We start from the raw sequence: 15,910 nt of genomic DNA, 5'->3' as shown, positions 1-15,910 counted from the left end.
CTGCCCTGCCGCAGCGTGAAAGCGCAAGGAATTACAGAGCTTTGCCTAGGAGACGAACATGAGCGAAGGAATGGCCGAGGCGGGCGCGGCGACGGGCAGCGTTAACATCCTGTTGCGGCTGGAGGGCCTGACCCTGTTCGCAGGGATGGTGACGCTCTACGCCGCCTGGGACGGGTCCTGGCTGGTTTTTGCCTTGCTCTTCTTCGTGCCCGATCTGAGCTTCCTGGCATACCTGTCCGACGCCAGGTTCGGCGCGATGGTCTACAACGCCGCTCACAGCTACATGGCGCCGGTGGCGCTGCTGACGCTGGGCTTCGGCCTCGCCTCGCCCCTCACTTTGTCAATTGCCTTGATCTGGCTTGCCCATATCGGCATCGACCGGGCGCTCGGCTACGGCCTGAAATATTCCGCAGGGTTCGGCTTCACCCATCTCGGCCGGATCGGCCGCCAGAAGGACGCCTGACCGGCGCGCGACCCTGCGAAGCTTGGACTCCCGCCCCCCTCCGCCGTGGAGGAGTTCTTACAGGCGCCGTTCAAGCCAGGTCAGGGGCAACGGGCGCTGGAGTCAGATCGCGCCGATCTCGGCAAGACAGGCTTGCGTCAGCGGCATGCGCTCGCCGACGAGACGCGGCTCCTTACAATCCATGTTGAGCGCGAACACGGTGTGCGCCTCCCCCTTCTCGGCCCAGCCGACCATCCAGCCGAGCGACGGCTCGCCGCGCTCGGCCCCGAGCAGGCCCGACTTGGCGCGGATGACGCTGTCGCCGACCTTGGTCACCGGCAGGATGTCAGCGACGAGATCCTGGCTGCGCTTTGAGATCGGCAGCACGCGGCGGCGCAGCCGGTCGACGAAATCGACCTGCTCGACCGGATCGATGCGCAGGGCGCCGGTGAGCCAGAACTGGTCGATGCCGCCGCCGATGTCGCGATTGCCGTAGTCGAACTCGTCGACATATTTCTGCATGCGTTCCTGGCCAATGCGCCGTGCAATCTCCTGAAAGACCGGCACCGCGCTCACCGCGATGGCGCTGCGCAGCGTGTGATCCTTGTTCCAGGCCTCGATCGGGCGCTTGACGCCGTCCCAGGGAAACACGTCCTTGTCGGGGTCCGCGACCACTCCGGTCTCCAGCGCAATCAGCGCGTTCGGAATCTTGAAGGTCGAGGCCGGCAGCTTGCCCTCACCCGAGCGCTCCTTGTCGCTGGCGACGATCAGATAGTCCTCGACCTTGTAGCCGACGAAGGTGCCGGATGTGCCGAGATCGGTGAAGCGTTTTGCAAGACTCTCACGGATTTCATTGCGCGGCGGCGCGACGTGGGCGCGCGCGCGGGATGGCAGAACCGCGGCTGCGGCGAGAAGACCTAGGGTGGAACGACGGGTCAGCAAAAGTGATATCCGTGAACTGTGGGAGGCCGCGCGACCATGCAGCCGCTACGTGGTGAAACGATGACAGGTTATTCTTACCGTCCCCGGCCCGACAGCCGCAGCACGAACACCAGCACCTCGGCGACGGCCTTGTAGAGATCCGGCGGGATCTCGTCGCCGAGTTCGACCCTGGACAGCGCGCCGGCCAGAATCTCGTTCTCCTCGATCGGGATGTCGTGGGCCTTGGCGATCTCGACGATCTTTTCGCCGATCATGCCCTTGCCTTTGGCGACCACGACAGGCGCGTTGGTGCCCTTCTCGTAATGGAGCGCGATCGCAAGCTTGGATGGATCGCTCATGTCGCGCGATCCAGGAAGTGCCCGGCGCGGGCCGGCGCCGGCTGCGGCGGCGGCCCGTCGCGGACCACGATGTCGCCGGGCTTGAGCTCGGCTCTCGTCAATGCCTGGCTGAGCTCACCGACGCCGGCACGGAGCTGCTGCGCGGTCGCCGGCCGCTCCGCCCACATCCGCACGAACGTCTTGTCGCCGTTCAGCGTGATCAACGCATGCACGGGTCCGGCCGGCTCCACATTGAGGGAGAAGCGCGCGCGCCAGGTGCGCTGGGCGGGATCGCCGGACTCATTGCCGCCGTCGCGCGAGATCTCGAACTGCGCCATCGCGGTGCCCTGCGGGGTCGCGAACGGAATCTCGAAATTCCACTGCGGCACGGCCGGATCGATGCGGTGCCCGCTGGCATCGATGCGATCGGGGAGCGAAGCGATTTGCAGCAGCGTCTGCCGCGCGATCGCCGCATCGGTGTCGTCGAGCAGGCGATGCACGGTGGCAGCGAGCGGCGTATCCGGCGCCAGCGATGGCGCGGCGATGGGCTGCGGCGCCGGCAGCGCACCGCGGAATGGCGGGGGCGTCGCGTGTGCGGCAGCCTCGAAGACGTGGCCGTCCGGTACGGCCTTGTCGGAGCCCGGCACGTTGCCGGTCAGGCGCGGCAGGTTCTGCGCGACCTCTTGCAGCAGGCTCGCGGCAAGGCCGACGGACATGATCCGCGACGTCGCCGCCTGCGAAGCCCCGCCGGCGATGTCGGCGAGCACGGCAGCGGCGGGATTGGCGCGGCCCGGCGTTTGCGGCTGTTGCGCGATTTCGATTGATGGCGATGCCGCCTGCGCCGCTCCAGCGGCCGGAGCCGGTGCGATGCCGACCTGCGGTGTCCCCGCAGCGCCGGCAGGAGTTGAAGCGCCTTGCATCGGTGGCACGGCCCTCTCAATCGTGGACAGCGCCTGGCGCAGCACCAGCAGCGCCGCCTTCAGATCTGGCATTGTGCCTGACGACGGTGTTGCGCCTGCGGCGAGCGAAGCCTCGAGGAACAGCCCCGACTTCTGGAATGCGGATTCGATATCGCCGCCGGCAAGCCCGGTATCGAGCGGCGTCTGCTGAGACAGCACGGCCAGCACCGCCTGCTTCAAGCCCGCGGGCAGATCGCTGCCGGTGACGACGGCGGCCAGATTGGCAAACAGCGGCGCCTGGCTGCCCTGCCTGGTGACGGCATCGGCCGAAGCCACCGTGACGGCGACTTGCTCCGGAGGTGTCAGCGTGTTGCGCGCGGCGCCCGCCGACGGCGCAAGCGGCGGACTCTCCACCAGCGAGGCCGCACGCGGCGTCAGCGTGACCACGTCGGCGGCCGCCTCGCCCGCCCCGCCGACGACGGCAAGACGGACGGTACCGTCGTTCCGCGACACCGCCAGCTGGAGATTTTGCCCGGGCGACAGCGCGACTTCCGACATCACGTCGAGCGATAGATTTGCGATCGCGATCCGCACCAGATTGTCGGCGAGGACACTGACGACCCTCGCATCGACGACACTGCCGGCTTGAAGCACAAGATCGGGCGTCGCCGCATCAGCCGAGGGGCTGGCGGCGCTGACGGGAGCAATGGAAGTGACCGGCGTCGGCATCTCAGCGGCCTCAGGGAGCGCCGGCCCACCGTAACGCTGCGTCGTAAACCTCTCGTTAAGGACCTGTGGTCCCGGCCGGGCTTGCGGCCGCCAGCACGGCCACGGCGGCCTCGAAATCCCTGAGGCGGATGGCCCGGCGCCTGGCTGCCTCCTCGTCCACGCCCCATTGCTCGGCGTTCCAGTCCTCGTCGACGTGGGCGGCGGTCCAGACCTGGCCGGCGTCCCGCGCGCCATGGGCGAGCGCCAGCGCCAGCAACGCCGAGCCGGTCAGGGTCGTCACCACATGGAGAGCGGCGACCGACCAGGCATCCTGCGGCAGCGCGGCGCGAGCCGCCCGAAGCGCCTGCTCCGGCTGCTTCACATGCATGACGCCCTCGGACAGGATGAAATGCGCTCCCAGCGTCTCCGCCGCCCAGAACAGCACGGGATCCCAATGCGCGGCCTCGCGGGCGACCAGTCCCTCGGGATGGCCGGCACGATAGAACAGCAAATCGGACTCGAAATATCTGGCGAGGTCGTCGCTGACGAGCTCGACGCGATCGACGACACCCTCCACCACGCTGTTGGCCATCCGCGTCAACGGCATGGCCATGGGGTCGATCGTCTCGCCCTGGGCCGCCCACTCCGCGGCCACCGCATCGGCAAGGTCGCGCGAAGGGATGATCACCTGCCGACCGGACGGCGTACGGATCGGCTTGCCGTCGAGCACAATGGCATATCCGCCATCGGCCTCGCTCACGTCCGCCTCCTTGTAGAAGCGCTTGCGCTGCGGCGGACGCGCCGACTGGCGTGCCGCCTCGCGCGGATCTGGCGGGGCTTGCCCCGCAGCTTCATCGAACAATTCGCGCATGTCGGTTTTTCAGTCCCTGCCGCTGAATGCCAGGCTTTTAGGATAAACCCGGCAGCCGATAAAGCGAGCGGCGGGCACGAGGGAACTTGGCGGGCGTTGCGGCCCTGTTCGCCGCGCCTGGCCGCTAGATCGACCCTAGTTCGCGCATCTGAGCGCATAGGTGCCGCGGTGAGCGGGGCCCAGCCCCGCGCCAGCGGCATCCTCAAGGCACTTCGAAAAGCGATCGCTGAACGAATTACGCGGGAGCGGCCGGTAGTTGTAGCTCGGCGGCGCATCGAGCTGCGGCATTTTCGGTACCTCAAGCTTCGGCGGCGGTGGCGGCGAAGGCGGCGGAACGACCTGCGTGGGGCCCGGCAGCACAATTTGTGCCTGAGCCGCCTGCCCCAAGAGCAGTGCGGTCAAAACCATGAGACAGAGCGAGAACCGTTTCATGGAGGATATGTTGTGCTCCGATCGCCCCCGTTCAACCTGACTTAATTATTCTTCAGGCGCGTTCTCGATCGGATCAAATCTGGTTGCATCCAGCCCGAGCAGGTTCCACGACTGCTGCATGTGTGGCGGCAGCGGCGCGGTGGCGTCGATCACGCCGCCGCGCGGATGCGGGATGACGATGCGGCGTGCCAAGAGATGCAGCCGGTTCTGCAAGCCGCCCGGCAGCTGCCAGTTCTCGATGTTGAAATATTTGGGATCACCGACGATCGGATGGCCGATATGGGCCATGTGGGCGCGCAGCTGGTGGGTGCGGCCCGTCACCGGCTTCAGCGACACCCAGGTCAGCTTGTTGCCGGCGGTCTCGACCACCGCGTAATAGGTCACTGCGTGGCTCGCGCCCTCGTCGCCATGCTGGGCGATGCGCATGATGGTGTCGTCCTCGCTCTCTTCCTTGGCGAGGAAGGTCGAGATGCGGCCCTGCTTGGGCTTTGGCAGGCCCGGTACCAGAGCCCAATACACCTTTCGCGCCGACCGTGAGCGGAATGCGCCGGTCAGGTGCGAGGCGGCGAAGCGCGTCTTGGCGATCAGGAGACAGCCCGACGTCTCCCTGTCGATGCGGTGCACGAGCCGCGGCTTCTGGCCCTTGGCGTCGCGCATCACCTCCAGCATCTGGTCGATGTGCCGCGTCATGCCCGACCCGCCCTGCACGGCAAGGCCGGCCGGCTTGTTCAGGACGAGGACGTCGTCGTCCTCGAAGATCGTCATGTCCTTCAGCGCCTTCAGTGTCTTCTGCGCAGCTTCCGAGAGCTCGCCGACGACCTTCGGCGCATCGAGCTTCAGCGGCGGGATGCGGACGCTCTGCCCTTCCTCCAGGCGGTCCTTGCTGTCGACGCGCTTGCCGTCGACGCGCAGCTCGCCTTTGCGGACGACGCGCTGGATATGGGAGAACGACAGCCCGGGGAAGCGCGCTTCGAGGAAACGGTCGACACGCATGTTGTTCTCGTCGGCCGTCACCTTGACGGTCTGGACCTTGGTCGGCAGCAGCGGCTCGACGGATTTCTCCTGCGCAGGCCTTTCCAGGGCGGCTTTAGGCGGCCGCCGCTCAGAGCGTTCGGGGGCGCGCCGCTCAACACGCTCACCGGCAAAGCGCGGCGGCTTGCCGCCAGGCTTCCCGCCCGGACGTGGCCCGGCCTTCTTCGCGCTGCGCGCCTGATGCGGTCGCGAGTCATCGCGCTCGTCACGCGAGCGCGGCTTTGGGTTCATTCTCTTGATACGGCGGCTCATGGTAGCCTGCCTACCCTAAAAGCCGGCTCCCGTCACGGCGAAATGGCCGCCTCTAGCGCGAGCCGCCCCGCTCCTTCCGCAGCTTGGCCCAGTAATCCAGCCGCTTCCTGATCTCCCGCTCGAAGCCTCGCTCGGGCGGGTCGTAGAAGGTCTGGCGGCCGAGAGCCTCCGGAAAGTAGTCCTGGCCCGAGAAGGCGTCGGGGGCGTCGTGGTCGTATTCGTACGCTGCACCGTAGCCTTCCGACTTCATCAGCTTGGTCGGGGAATTGAGGATGTGCTTCGGCGGCAGCAGCGAGCCGGCCTGCTTGGCGACCTGCATCGCCGTGCCGAAGGCGGTGTAGACCGCGTTCGATTTCGGCGCGGTGGCGAGATAGACGACGGCCTGCGCGATGGCGAGCTCGCCTTCGGGATGGCCGAGAAAGTCGAAAGCGTCCTTGGCGGCATTGGCGACGACGAGCGCCTGCGGATCGGCAAGCCCGATGTCCTCGACCGCCATGCGCACGACACGACGGGCCAGGAACAGCGGATCCTCGCCGGCGTCTAACATGCGGGCAAGGTAATACAGCGCGGCGTCGGGATCGGAGCCGCGCACCGACTTATGCAGCGCCGAAATCAGGTTGTAATGGCCGTCGGCCGACTTGTCGTAGATCGGCGCGCGGCGTTGCAGGATGTCCTGCAACTGCGCGGCATTGAAAATCTCGTCCGCCCGCGCCGAACGCCATACCTCTTCGGCAAGCGTCAGCGATGCGCGGCCGTCGCCGTCGGCCATGCGCACCAGCACCGCGCGCGCCTCCGCATCGAGCGGCAGCTTCTTGCCCTCGACCGCCTCGGCATGTGCGAACAGCTTTTCGATCGCGGCGGCATCGAGCGAACGAAACACCAGCACGCGCGCGCGGGACAGGAGCGCTGCGTTGAGCTCGAAGGACGGGTTCTCGGTGGTGGCGCCGACCATGACCACCGTGCCGTCTTCCATCACGGGCAGAAAGGAATCCTGCTGGGCGCGGTTGAAGCGATGCACCTCGTCCACGAAGAGCAGCGTGCCCTTGCCCATCTCGCGGCGGGCGCGCGCAGCGTCGAAGGCCTTCTTCAGATCGGCGACGCCGGAGAACACCGCGGAGATCTGTTCGAAATGCAGATCGGTGGCATCCGCCAGCAACCGCGCCACCGTCGTCTTGCCGGTGCCCGGCGGGCCCCAGAACACCAGCGAGCCGAGCGTGCGCGTCTCCAGCATGCGCGTCAGCGCGCCGTCGGGGCCGAGGATGTGGTCCTGACCGACGACCTCCGACAGCGCGCGCGGCCGCAGCCGGTCCGGCAGCGGATGCGGCGCCTCGTGGTCGAGCCCCGCCGCGGCAAAGAGAGTCGGCGTCTGCTGTGGTCGCTTCGGACTCATCCGCCCAACGTGACGTTGATCTGCTGGCCGCCGCGCACCAGCGTGATGCGCCATATCCGCGACCGCTCGCCTGCGGCCTTCTCGAGGTCGCCGGTCTTGCTGATCTTCTGGTTGTTGACGGCCAGGATGATGTCGCCCTTCTGGAAGCCGACATTGGCAGCCGCGGTATCGCCGCCGATATCGGTGATCACGACGCCTTCGGTGTCGGCGTCCAGACGCAGCTCGTCAGCGACCGCGGGCGTGATGGTCGAGACCTTCGCGCCCTGGAACGGCGAGCGAGCCGTGACGACGAGCTCGCTGCGCCCGGTATCGGGCGCGGTCTCCAGCGCCACGGTCAGCTTGATCGGCTTGCTGCCGCGCTGCACGTCGATCTGCGCGGTGCCGCCGAGCGGACGGGTTGCGAAACGGTAGTCGAAGGCGTTGGGATCATCCACGGTCTGGCCGTCGATGCCGGTGATGAGGTCGGAGGATTTCAGACCGGCCTTCGCTGCGGGGCCGTTGGGCACCACGCTTGCGACCAACGCACCGGTCGGCGAGCGCAGGCCGAGGCTTTCCGCGATCTCTGGCGTCACCGCTTGCAATTTTGCCCCGAGCCACGGCCGCTTCACTGCCTTGCCGCCGCTCTTGGCTGATGCGACGACGACGCGCACCATGTTGGCGGGAATCGCAAAGCCGATGCCCTGCGAGCCGCCGGAGCGCGAATAGATCGCCGTGTTGATGCCGGCGAGCTTGCCGCTCATGTCGACCAGCGCGCCGCCGGAATTGCCGGGGTTGATCGGCGCATCGGTCTGGATGAAGAACTGGTAGTCGGTGATGCCGACCTGCGTGCGCGCCAGCGCCGAGATGATGCCGTGGGTTACGGTCTGGCCGACACCGAAGGGATTGCCGATCGCGAGCACGACGTCGCCGACCAACAGTTCATCGGAATTCGTGAAATCGAGGGTCGGAAATTTTTCCTTGGCGTCTTTCAGGCGCAGTACGGCGAGATCGGTACGCGAATCCTTCAGCAGGATCTCGGCCTCGAACTCGCGCTTGTCCGACAGCGACACCTTCACCTGGTCCGCGCCTTCGATGACGTGGACGTTGGTGACGACGAGACCGGAGGCATCGACGATGACGCCGGAGCCGAGCGAGCGCTGCATCTGCTCGGGCTGCTGACCCGGCACGCCGAAGAAGCGGCGGAAGATCGGGTCGTCCAACAGCGGATTGCGGTTCTGCACCACCTTGGCGGCATAGACGTTGACGACCGCGGGCTGCACCCGTTGCACGATCGGCGCATAGGACAGCCGCAGCTCGGCCGGCGATGACGGGACGCGGCGGTCCTGCGCTGAGGCCGGATTGAAATGGGCCGAAAAGGCTATGCACAAGGCCGTGACGACGGCGGTCCAGGTCGATCGAAACATTCCTACCTCTCGGAAAAGACGCCGGAATATAGGCGCGTTCGCCCCTCAATAGAAGGGCGCGGGGCGGCAATATTCGGCCTCATTCCGACGGCTCCCCGGATGCAAGCCCGTCGTGCGAAATCGCAATTTTCAGAGCGCCGTGGGTTGGCATGATCCGCGTCCTCTCGCATTGTGGCGCACCGGCAGAATTCGGTTGCGACGAATTTGCATCAGTGGGAACCGCCCAACCGTGACGCGCCGCCGCGGGGCAGTCATCATTCAATCCTAGTCTCTCCCGTCGCGACTTGGGGAGGTTCGTCAAACGATGGAGGTCTGACGTGATCAGGACAAGAATTGCGGCAGCGGCGCTTGTTCTTGCCGGCGTGCTCGCGGCCTCCCAGGCCCAGGCAGAATCAGCCAGCAGCAGCAAGTCGGCGGCGGGAGCTTTGGCGCCCAAGCCATGCGCCGATCCCTGGGATTTCGTCGCCACGAACTGCCTGCTGACCTGGAAGGGTATCACCGTCTACGGCACGATCGACGTCGGGGTTGGCTGGCAGAGCCACGGCGCGCCGTTCGACCCACGGTCCGCCGTCGCGGCGTCATACCTGGTGCAGAAACAGAACAGGTCACCCCTTTGGACTTTAGCGCCCAACGCGCTCAGCAACTCCACCATTGGAATCAAAGGGACCGAGCCGATCGGCGCAGACTTCTCCGTTGTATTCGCGCTGGACGCCGGATTTGACCCATATTCCCTGCGGCTATCTGATGGACCGGGATCGGTTGCCGCGAACATTGGCGTCCCCCAGAACCAGCAAACTGCGTTTTCCGACTCCAGCCGGGCGGGTCAGTGGTACAACGGCCAAGGCTTCGTGGGTGTCAGCTCTCCGACCTACGGCACCTTGACCGTTTTCCGACAGAACTCGCTGACCCTCGATGCAGTCCTGGATTACGATCCGTTCGGCGCCTCCTACGGCTTCTCGCCAATCGGCTTCCAGGGAATCACGTGCGGCGGCGGCAATACCGAAAATTGCAGACACTCGACGTCGCTGAAATACAGGCTCAAGGTCGGCCAGTTTCGCGCGGCCGCACTCTGGCAATTCGGCGGCTATGCCCAGAACAACGCCTCCCATGGCGCATACCAGTTCGGAGTTGGCGCCGATATTCCGACATGGGGCAAAGACGTACTCTCGATCGACACCATCTACAGCTATGTCAGGGATTCAGTGGCGCTTGGACTCGCCCCTGGCAGCAACGACGCCAATGGGACGCCGATTCCGCCGTTCCTCCCGCAGATTCTCACGGCGACGATTTCCGACAACAGCGCCGTGATGTTCGTAGCCAAGTACACGACCGGAGCGCTCAAGCTATACGCCGGTTACGAGCATATTCGATACATGGCGCCGAGCAATCCGCAGACTGCCTTTACCAGTATCTCCGGAGACTTCCTTTGCGAAGGCTGCGCCGCATTCAACAACACGAATATCAACAATGCTGCGTTTGGTGTGAACGGTCTTGGCAACAGGACCTTGCAAATCATGTGGCTCGGGACAAAGTATGCCGTCACGGAAGATCTGGATGTGATCGCCGGCTACTACCATTACATCCAGAACTCCTTCTTCGGAACAGCGGCCGGAGGACCAGCTCCCTGCTTCAGTGCCGCGCGCGCACAATGCGCCGGGACTTTCGACGCGATCTCCGCTGCCGTTGATTGGCGATTCGCCCCGAAATGGGATACCTACGCCGGGATCATGTTCACGCAAGTGAATGGAGGCTTGGCCTCCGGCTTTCTGCAACACAACAACATCGCCCCCACAGTCGGGTTGCGCTTCCGCTTCTGAATTCTCCGATCTGCGAATAGGTCCGATCGTTTCCAGGGCACCGTTCGAACTCGCTCGCTTTGGGTCTGCGGAGCCCGCTGATTAAATTGCAATTCAATGGTGCCCGCGCATTCCAGAACTACATCGCTTCCAGGCGGACCAGCCGGTCCGGTCGCTCGCCAGGTCGCGGCAGCGCCAAACGACCGGCGTCGATGGCCAGGAATAGCGCATTGGCGAGACAGCAAATGAACACCCTAAGCAAACGCCGGCACAGCAGGTCGGTACACGTGACTGTAGCCGTATCTGTCGCAATCGTGGCACAAGCTTTTGTTCTCATAGGCGACTTCGGACCCAGCAACGATTCGCTAGGTGACCGCAGCGCGGCGATGGTCACGGCCGCGGCGGTGTCCAGGGCTGGCGCAATCGAGATTCCCTCAGAGCCCATCAAGCGGCCGACAGTCTGACAACGATCGAATTCCGACACGTTGGAGCCCGCGCGAGGCGATTCAAACAAACGCTACCTCGACCCGTCGTGCACGTGAACGCTGACAGCCGCCGGACCGGTCCTCGGACCGGCGAACGGAATATAACCGTGCGCGAATGAAAGACCCGGCGGCCCATCTTATAGGAGATGCTGAGGTCGCATGGTGACGGCAGAAGCGGATCTTGAACGATCGGGAACCTCGACAACAAGAGGGGCTGTATCGGTGGTTTCCTCGACGCCAGTTCGCGACAAGCTGTCAACATAGCATCTTCATCGCTGCCGGTCTGTGATCTCATGCACCTCATCCCTCCGAATGCGAAGTGCCGCGGACAACTGCAATGACTGTACAGACCACATTGAGGGTCAGAGAGCGATCAATTTGCCCTTCCGGACATGCAAGACCGCTTCCTAGCGATCGCGGGAGACCCATCTGATGGCGTTTGTCGCGTTCATGCTGAAGCGACCCTATACGGTCATCTCGGGATTGATCCTGATCGCGCTGCTCGGCGTCGGTGCCATATCAAGGATGTCCATCGACATCTTTCCTGAGATCGACGTTCCCGTGGTGGCGGTGGTCTGGACCTATAACGGCATGTCGGCGCAGGACATCCAGAACCGGATTCTGACGCTGCACGAACGTCAACTTGCCTCGTTGGTCGATGATATCGAACGCATCGAAGCGACAAGCTACTACGGAGTCGGCGTCGAAAAGATATTCCTGCATCAGGGCGCCGACGTGACACGGGCCATTGCCCAGCTTTCCAGCAGCGCCCTCGTCGTTCTGAAGTACATGCCGCCCAACATCACGCCGCCGCTCGTCCTGCGTTACGGAGCGACGGACGTCCCGATCATCCAGCTCAGCCTCTCGAGCCCGTCGCTGCCCGATTCCACCCTCAACGACCTCGGTCAGAACATCATCCGTCCTGATCTCGCGGTCGTGCATGGCGCCGAGGTCCCCTATCCGTATGGCGGCAAGCCCCGTGTCATCATGGCCGACCTCGACCAGGATGCATTGAACGCGCGCGGCCTGACACCGAGTGACGTCGCCAAGGCGCTGCAGCGACAGAACATCATTTTGCCCTCCGGCGACGTGAAGATCGGCAGCAAGGACTATTCGCTCTCGATGAACAATAGTCCCGACGTGATCGGCACGATCAATCGGTTTCCCCTCAAGCAGATCGATGGCCGCACTGTGTTCGTCCAGGACGTCGCCCACGTCCATGACGGGTACCAGGTGCAGACCAATTCGGTGACGGTCGACGGAACTCCGGGCGCGCTGATGTCCGTGCGAAAGACGGGAGGCGCTTCCACGCTCACCGTGATCAATGGAATCCGAGACAGCCTTTCCAACATCAGGCACTTGCTGCCCGACGGGGTCACCATCAAGCCGATTTTCGACCAGTCGGTCTTTGTCAAAGCCGCTCTGAACAGCGTGGTCATGGGCGGCCTGATGGCGGCAGGCCTGACCGCGTTGATGATTCTGCTTTTCCTCGGCAGCTGGCGACTGACGCTCATCATCCTGGCGACCATACCGATGGCCATCATCACCGCCATATTGGTCATGTATGCGGGCGGCGAGACGCTCAACACGATGACACTTGGCGGTTTCGCGCTCGCGGTGGGCATCCTGGTGGACAACGGCACCGTGGTGATTGAGAACATCGAGCGGCATATTCGCGAGAAGGAGCCGCTGGTGCCCGCGATCATCAACGGCGCCGGCGAAGTGAGCATCCCGACGGTGCTGTCGACGATGTGCATCTGCATCGTCTTTGTCCCGATCTTCCTGCTTCAAGGCGTGGCGAAGTATCTCTTTTCCCCGCTGTCCCTCTCGGTCTGCGTTTCCCTGGTCGCCAGCCTGCTACTGTCCTTCACGCTCGTGCCGCTGCTGTTTCGCGCCCTGATGCGATCGGCTGTGGAGCAACATGGCGAACACGAGGTCAAGCCGCAGACTTCGCTCAGGGAGCGCGCGCTCAAGCCGTTCAGGGCGATCCACAACGGCTTCGAAAAGGGCTTCTCGCGTTTCCGGGAGACTTACCGGAATGCACTCGCGTTCTGCGTTGCGCATTCGGCGGTCACCGCCGTCTTCTTCGGCGTGCTGATGGCCTTTTCCCTGGCGCTTTTTCCCCTGATCGGGCAGGACTTCTTCCCGCAGGTCGATGCCGGTCAGATGCGGCTGCATGTCCGTGCGCCGCCGGCAACTCGGATCGAGGAAACCCAGCGGCAATTCGCACAGGTCGAACGCGCGATCCGCAAGATCGTGGGTGACGATCAGATCGACACCATGCTCGACAATATCGGATTGCCCTATAGCGGGATCAACATCGCGCTGAGCGATTCGGCGACGGTCGGTCCGATGGACGGAGAAATTCTCGTATCGCTGAAAAAGAAGCATACGCCGACCGCCGCGCATGTCGCCGACCTCAGGCGTGAATTGCCGCGGCAGTTTCCTCAGATGCAGTTCTTCTTCCAGGCGGCCGACATCATCGACCAGGTCCTCAACTTCGGCCAGCCTGCGCCAATCGATGTCAGAATATCCGGGCCCGACAGCGACTACAGTTTCGCGCTGGCGTCGAAGATCGCGGCGGATCTCAAGCGAGTTCCGGGAATCGTCGACTCGCACGTGTTTCAGGTCCCCGACGCGCCCGCACTCACGGTCTCGGTTGATCGCGCCATTGCACAGCAGTTCGGATTGCACCAGGGAGACATCGCCGGCAACGTCCTGGTGACTACCAACTCGAGCGCACAGATAGCTCCGAATTTCTGGGTCAGCCCCAAGAACTCCGTCAGCTATCCGTTGGTCATCCAGGCGCCGACCTATCGCCTGGACTCGACCGCCGCCCTCAACACCTTGCCTGTGCTGGCGAGAAACGACGGCGAGCAAAGTCAGGTCCTGATGAACGTTGCGAAACTTGGACGCGAGAAGACTCCGCTCGTGGCGTCCCAGCTCAATATCCGCCCGGTGTTCGACGTCAATGCCGACGTTCAGGGAATCGATCTCGCCACGGCAGCGCGCGAGATCGACAAGGTCCTGGCGGCGAACCAGCCTCCCCCGGCCAAAGCGACCCACGTGACGCTCGCGGGTCAGGTCGCCACCATGCGCGAGAGCTTCAACGGATTGTTTTCCGGCATGGCGGTGGCCGTTATCCTCGTCTACCTCATCCTCGCGATCAATTTCCAGAGCTGGATCGATCCCCTGATTGTCCTGTCCGCTGTGCCGCTCGCGATCAGTGGAGTGATCTGGATGCTGTTCCTGACGGGGACCAACATCAGCGTGCCAGCCTTGATGGGGACACTGATGTGCATCGGCCTGACGACCGCCAACAGCATCCTCGTCGTTACCTTTGCCAATCAACGAATGGCGGCCGGCGACACCCCGATCACTGCCGCGGTGGCAGCCGGCTATACGCGGTTACGGCCGGTGCTGATGACGGCGGGCGCCATGATCCTGGGGATGATCCCGATGGGCCTCGGCGTCGGCGAAGGGGGCGAGCAGAATGCGCCGCTCGCGAGGGCGGTCATCGGCGGCCTGTTATTTGCAACGTTTGCAACACTGATCCTGGTACCAGCCGTCTATCGGCTGATCCGACGCCCTCTGCCGACGGACGACCCGATGGATCGGATCGCAATCGACGAAAATCCATCCGTTCAATAGAGAGCTTTCGAGCCGAGGTATCCATGCCAGCCGATCCCCCGCTGCCCAACGACGAACAGCCACCGAAGAAGATGCTGGACTATGATTTCCGCACCGGATCGCGAATGAGCATAGTCGCCCTCGTGCTCGCGGGAGTGCTGGTCGCCGGGTTCTTCTACGTCAATGCCGAGCGGCGCTACAAGACGAACAAGCTGGCTGCCACGACGCGGGAAGAAATGTCGAGGCCTCCGCCGGTCGACGTCGTCCTCGCCAAGTCGTCGCCGCTCACACATCGTCTCGTCCTGCCCGGCGAGACCGCCGCCTGGCATGACAGCAAGATATATGCCCGGGTGAATGGTTACGTCAAAAAGTGGCTCGTCGACATCGGTGATCCCGTCAGAGAGGGACAGGTGCTGGCATTGATAGAGACACCCGAGCTCGACGCTCAGCTTCAGGCCGCCCGGGCCAAATTGAGTGCCGCGGAAGCCGAAGTGAACGTCAAACAAGCCAAGGACGACTTCGCCAAGAGCACGTATGAGCGCTGGCGTAGCTCGCCTCAAGGCGTCGTATCGGATCAGGAGCGCGAGTCGAAGAAGGCAGCCGCAATAGCTGCGGAATCCGAGCTGGTTGCTGCCAAGGCTCAAGTCACGCTGGACAAGGCGGACGTGGACCGACTGACCTCCCTCACGGAGTTCAAGCAGGTGAAGGCTCCGTTTGGCGGCACCATCGTCGAGCGTGATATCGACCTCGGCGACCTCGTGACAGCCGGCAGCGGATCGGGGATGTCGGCTCTCTTTCGGGTGGTCCAGAGCAGACCGATGCGGGTCTTCGTCGACGTGCCGCAAAGTGCCGCGGACCGCCTTCTGACCGACGCCCCCGAAGCCGACATTGCAGTCGGGGGCGATGCGAGCCGGCATTACGAAGGCAAGGTATCGCGCACCTCCCGCGCCATCAATCCGCGCTCCAGAACCCTTCGGGTCGAGATCGATATTCCGAACGCAGATTCCCGGCTGGTGCCGGGACTGTACGTGGAGGCAAAGTTCAGCCTGAAGAATGCCATCGGGGTCCAGGTTCCGGCAGCTGCGTTGTCGTTCCGACCGGCACCGCAGGTTGCGGTCGTCGACAACAAAAATGTGGTAGAGTTTCGGGATGTCAAAATCGGTGTAGACGACGGGAATGTCGTGCAGATCGAATCCGGCCTCAGGGAAGGCGAAAGGGTCGCACTCAACCTTTCCAGCCAAATCGTGTCCGGGATGACAGTCGAGGCGCATGATCTCGACGCCAGCCCCCGGGACGACAAGGAATCATAGC

The 15,910-nt window shown here is 64.1% G+C and carries 12 protein-coding genes; 4 read left to right on the top strand and 8 right to left on the bottom strand.

Annotated features, from left to right (window positions below; genetic code table 11):
* Nucleotides 1-58 precede the first annotated feature (58 nt).
* Nucleotides 59-463, top strand: coding sequence for a DUF4260 domain-containing protein (locus tag AC1RQP_RS39165; protein ID WP_239624401.1), 405 nt, complete (start codon nt 59-61; stop codon nt 461-463).
* A 102-nt stretch (nt 464-565) separates the two neighbouring features.
* Here AC1RQP_RS39165 and AC1RQP_RS39160 read toward each other — a convergent pair whose 3' ends face one another.
* The 8 genes from AC1RQP_RS39160 to AC1RQP_RS39125 all read right to left on the bottom strand — a co-directional run bounded on the left by AC1RQP_RS39160 (nt 566) and on the right by AC1RQP_RS39125 (nt 8,688).
* Nucleotides 566-1,384, bottom strand: coding sequence for a penicillin-binding transpeptidase domain-containing protein (locus AC1RQP_RS39160; protein ID WP_492942963.1), 819 nt, complete (start codon nt 1,382-1,384; stop codon nt 566-568).
* A gap of 74 nt (nt 1,385-1,458) precedes the next feature.
* Nucleotides 1,459-1,722, bottom strand: a complete 264-nt coding sequence (locus AC1RQP_RS39155; protein WP_492942961.1) for an EscU/YscU/HrcU family type III secretion system export apparatus switch protein — start codon at nt 1,720-1,722, stop codon at nt 1,459-1,461.
* The gene (gene fliK / locus AC1RQP_RS39150; RefSeq protein ID WP_492942959.1) at nt 1,719-3,329 is read right to left on the bottom strand and encodes a flagellar hook-length control protein FliK; all 1,611 of its coding nucleotides are present in this window, start codon (nt 3,327-3,329) and stop codon (nt 1,719-1,721) included. Before fliK ends, AC1RQP_RS39155 begins: the two co-directional genes overlap by 4 nt.
* A gap of 55 nt (nt 3,330-3,384) precedes the next feature.
* Complete coding sequence (locus tag AC1RQP_RS39145; protein WP_492942957.1) at nt 3,385-4,179, bottom strand: ATP12 family chaperone protein; 795 nt, start codon at nt 4,177-4,179, stop codon at nt 3,385-3,387.
* 135 nt (nt 4,180-4,314) lie between these two features.
* Nucleotides 4,315-4,611, bottom strand: a complete 297-nt coding sequence (locus AC1RQP_RS39140) for a hypothetical protein (RefSeq protein ID WP_239624409.1) — start codon at nt 4,609-4,611, stop codon at nt 4,315-4,317.
* A 45-nt stretch (nt 4,612-4,656) separates the two neighbouring features.
* On the bottom strand, nt 4,657-5,895 hold the full coding sequence (locus tag AC1RQP_RS39135) for an RluA family pseudouridine synthase (RefSeq protein WP_492942955.1): 1,239 nt from the start codon (nt 5,893-5,895) through the stop codon (nt 4,657-4,659).
* A gap of 52 nt (nt 5,896-5,947) precedes the next feature.
* The gene (locus AC1RQP_RS39130; RefSeq protein WP_492942953.1) at nt 5,948-7,285 is read right to left on the bottom strand and encodes a replication-associated recombination protein A; all 1,338 of its coding nucleotides are present in this window, start codon (nt 7,283-7,285) and stop codon (nt 5,948-5,950) included.
* Nucleotides 7,282-8,688 carry a DegQ family serine endoprotease gene (locus tag AC1RQP_RS39125; RefSeq protein ID WP_492942951.1) on the bottom strand — a complete coding sequence of 469 codons (1,407 nt, stop codon included), beginning with the start codon at nt 8,686-8,688 and terminating at the stop codon, nt 7,282-7,284. Before AC1RQP_RS39125 ends, AC1RQP_RS39130 begins: the two co-directional genes overlap by 4 nt.
* A 317-nt stretch (nt 8,689-9,005) precedes the next feature.
* On the opposite strand from AC1RQP_RS39125, the gene AC1RQP_RS39120 reads away from it, so the two are divergent.
* From AC1RQP_RS39120 to AC1RQP_RS39110, 3 genes are all read left to right on the top strand, one after another.
* A complete protein-coding gene (locus AC1RQP_RS39120) occupies nt 9,006-10,505 on the top strand; it encodes a porin (protein WP_239624417.1) in 1,500 nt (499 codons plus the stop codon).
* An 896-nt stretch (nt 10,506-11,401) separates the two neighbouring features.
* Nucleotides 11,402-14,620, top strand: a complete 3,219-nt coding sequence (locus AC1RQP_RS39115; protein WP_239624419.1) for an efflux RND transporter permease subunit — start codon at nt 11,402-11,404, stop codon at nt 14,618-14,620.
* Nucleotides 14,621-14,643: 23 nt separating this feature from the next.
* Nucleotides 14,644-15,909, top strand: a complete 1,266-nt coding sequence (locus tag AC1RQP_RS39110; RefSeq protein ID WP_492942949.1) for an efflux RND transporter periplasmic adaptor subunit — start codon at nt 14,644-14,646, stop codon at nt 15,907-15,909.
* Nucleotide 15,910: the final 1 nt, after the last annotated feature.

It is taken from the genome of Bradyrhizobium sp. GW821-FHT13H06 (genome assembly GCF_058803975.1).
This window is presented reverse-complemented; position numbering and strand designations above follow the sequence as displayed.

Coding starts and splice junctions, on each gene's coding strand:
- AC1RQP_RS39155 (WP_492942961.1), bottom strand. CDS start 1,722: ATGAGCGATCCATCCAAGCTTGCGATCGCGCTCCATTACGAGAAGGGC.
- fliK (WP_492942959.1), bottom strand. CDS start 3,329: ATGCCGACGCCGGTCACTTCCATTGCTCCCGTCAGCGCCGCCAGCCCC.
- AC1RQP_RS39115 (WP_239624419.1), top strand. CDS start 11,402: ATGGCGTTTGTCGCGTTCATGCTGAAGCGACCCTATACGGTCATCTCG.
- AC1RQP_RS39140 (WP_239624409.1), bottom strand. CDS start 4,611: ATGAAACGGTTCTCGCTCTGTCTCATGGTTTTGACCGCACTGCTCTTG.
- AC1RQP_RS39145 (WP_492942957.1), bottom strand. CDS start 4,179: ATGCGCGAATTGTTCGATGAAGCTGCGGGGCAAGCCCCGCCAGATCCG.
- AC1RQP_RS39135 (WP_492942955.1), bottom strand. CDS start 5,895: ATGAGCCGCCGTATCAAGAGAATGAACCCAAAGCCGCGCTCGCGTGAC.
- AC1RQP_RS39110 (WP_492942949.1), top strand. CDS start 14,644: ATGCCAGCCGATCCCCCGCTGCCCAACGACGAACAGCCACCGAAGAAG.
- AC1RQP_RS39125 (WP_492942951.1), bottom strand. CDS start 8,688: ATGTTTCGATCGACCTGGACCGCCGTCGTCACGGCCTTGTGCATAGCC.
- AC1RQP_RS39130 (WP_492942953.1), bottom strand. CDS start 7,285: ATGAGTCCGAAGCGACCACAGCAGACGCCGACTCTCTTTGCCGCGGCG.
- AC1RQP_RS39165 (WP_239624401.1), top strand. CDS start 59: ATGAGCGAAGGAATGGCCGAGGCGGGCGCGGCGACGGGCAGCGTTAAC.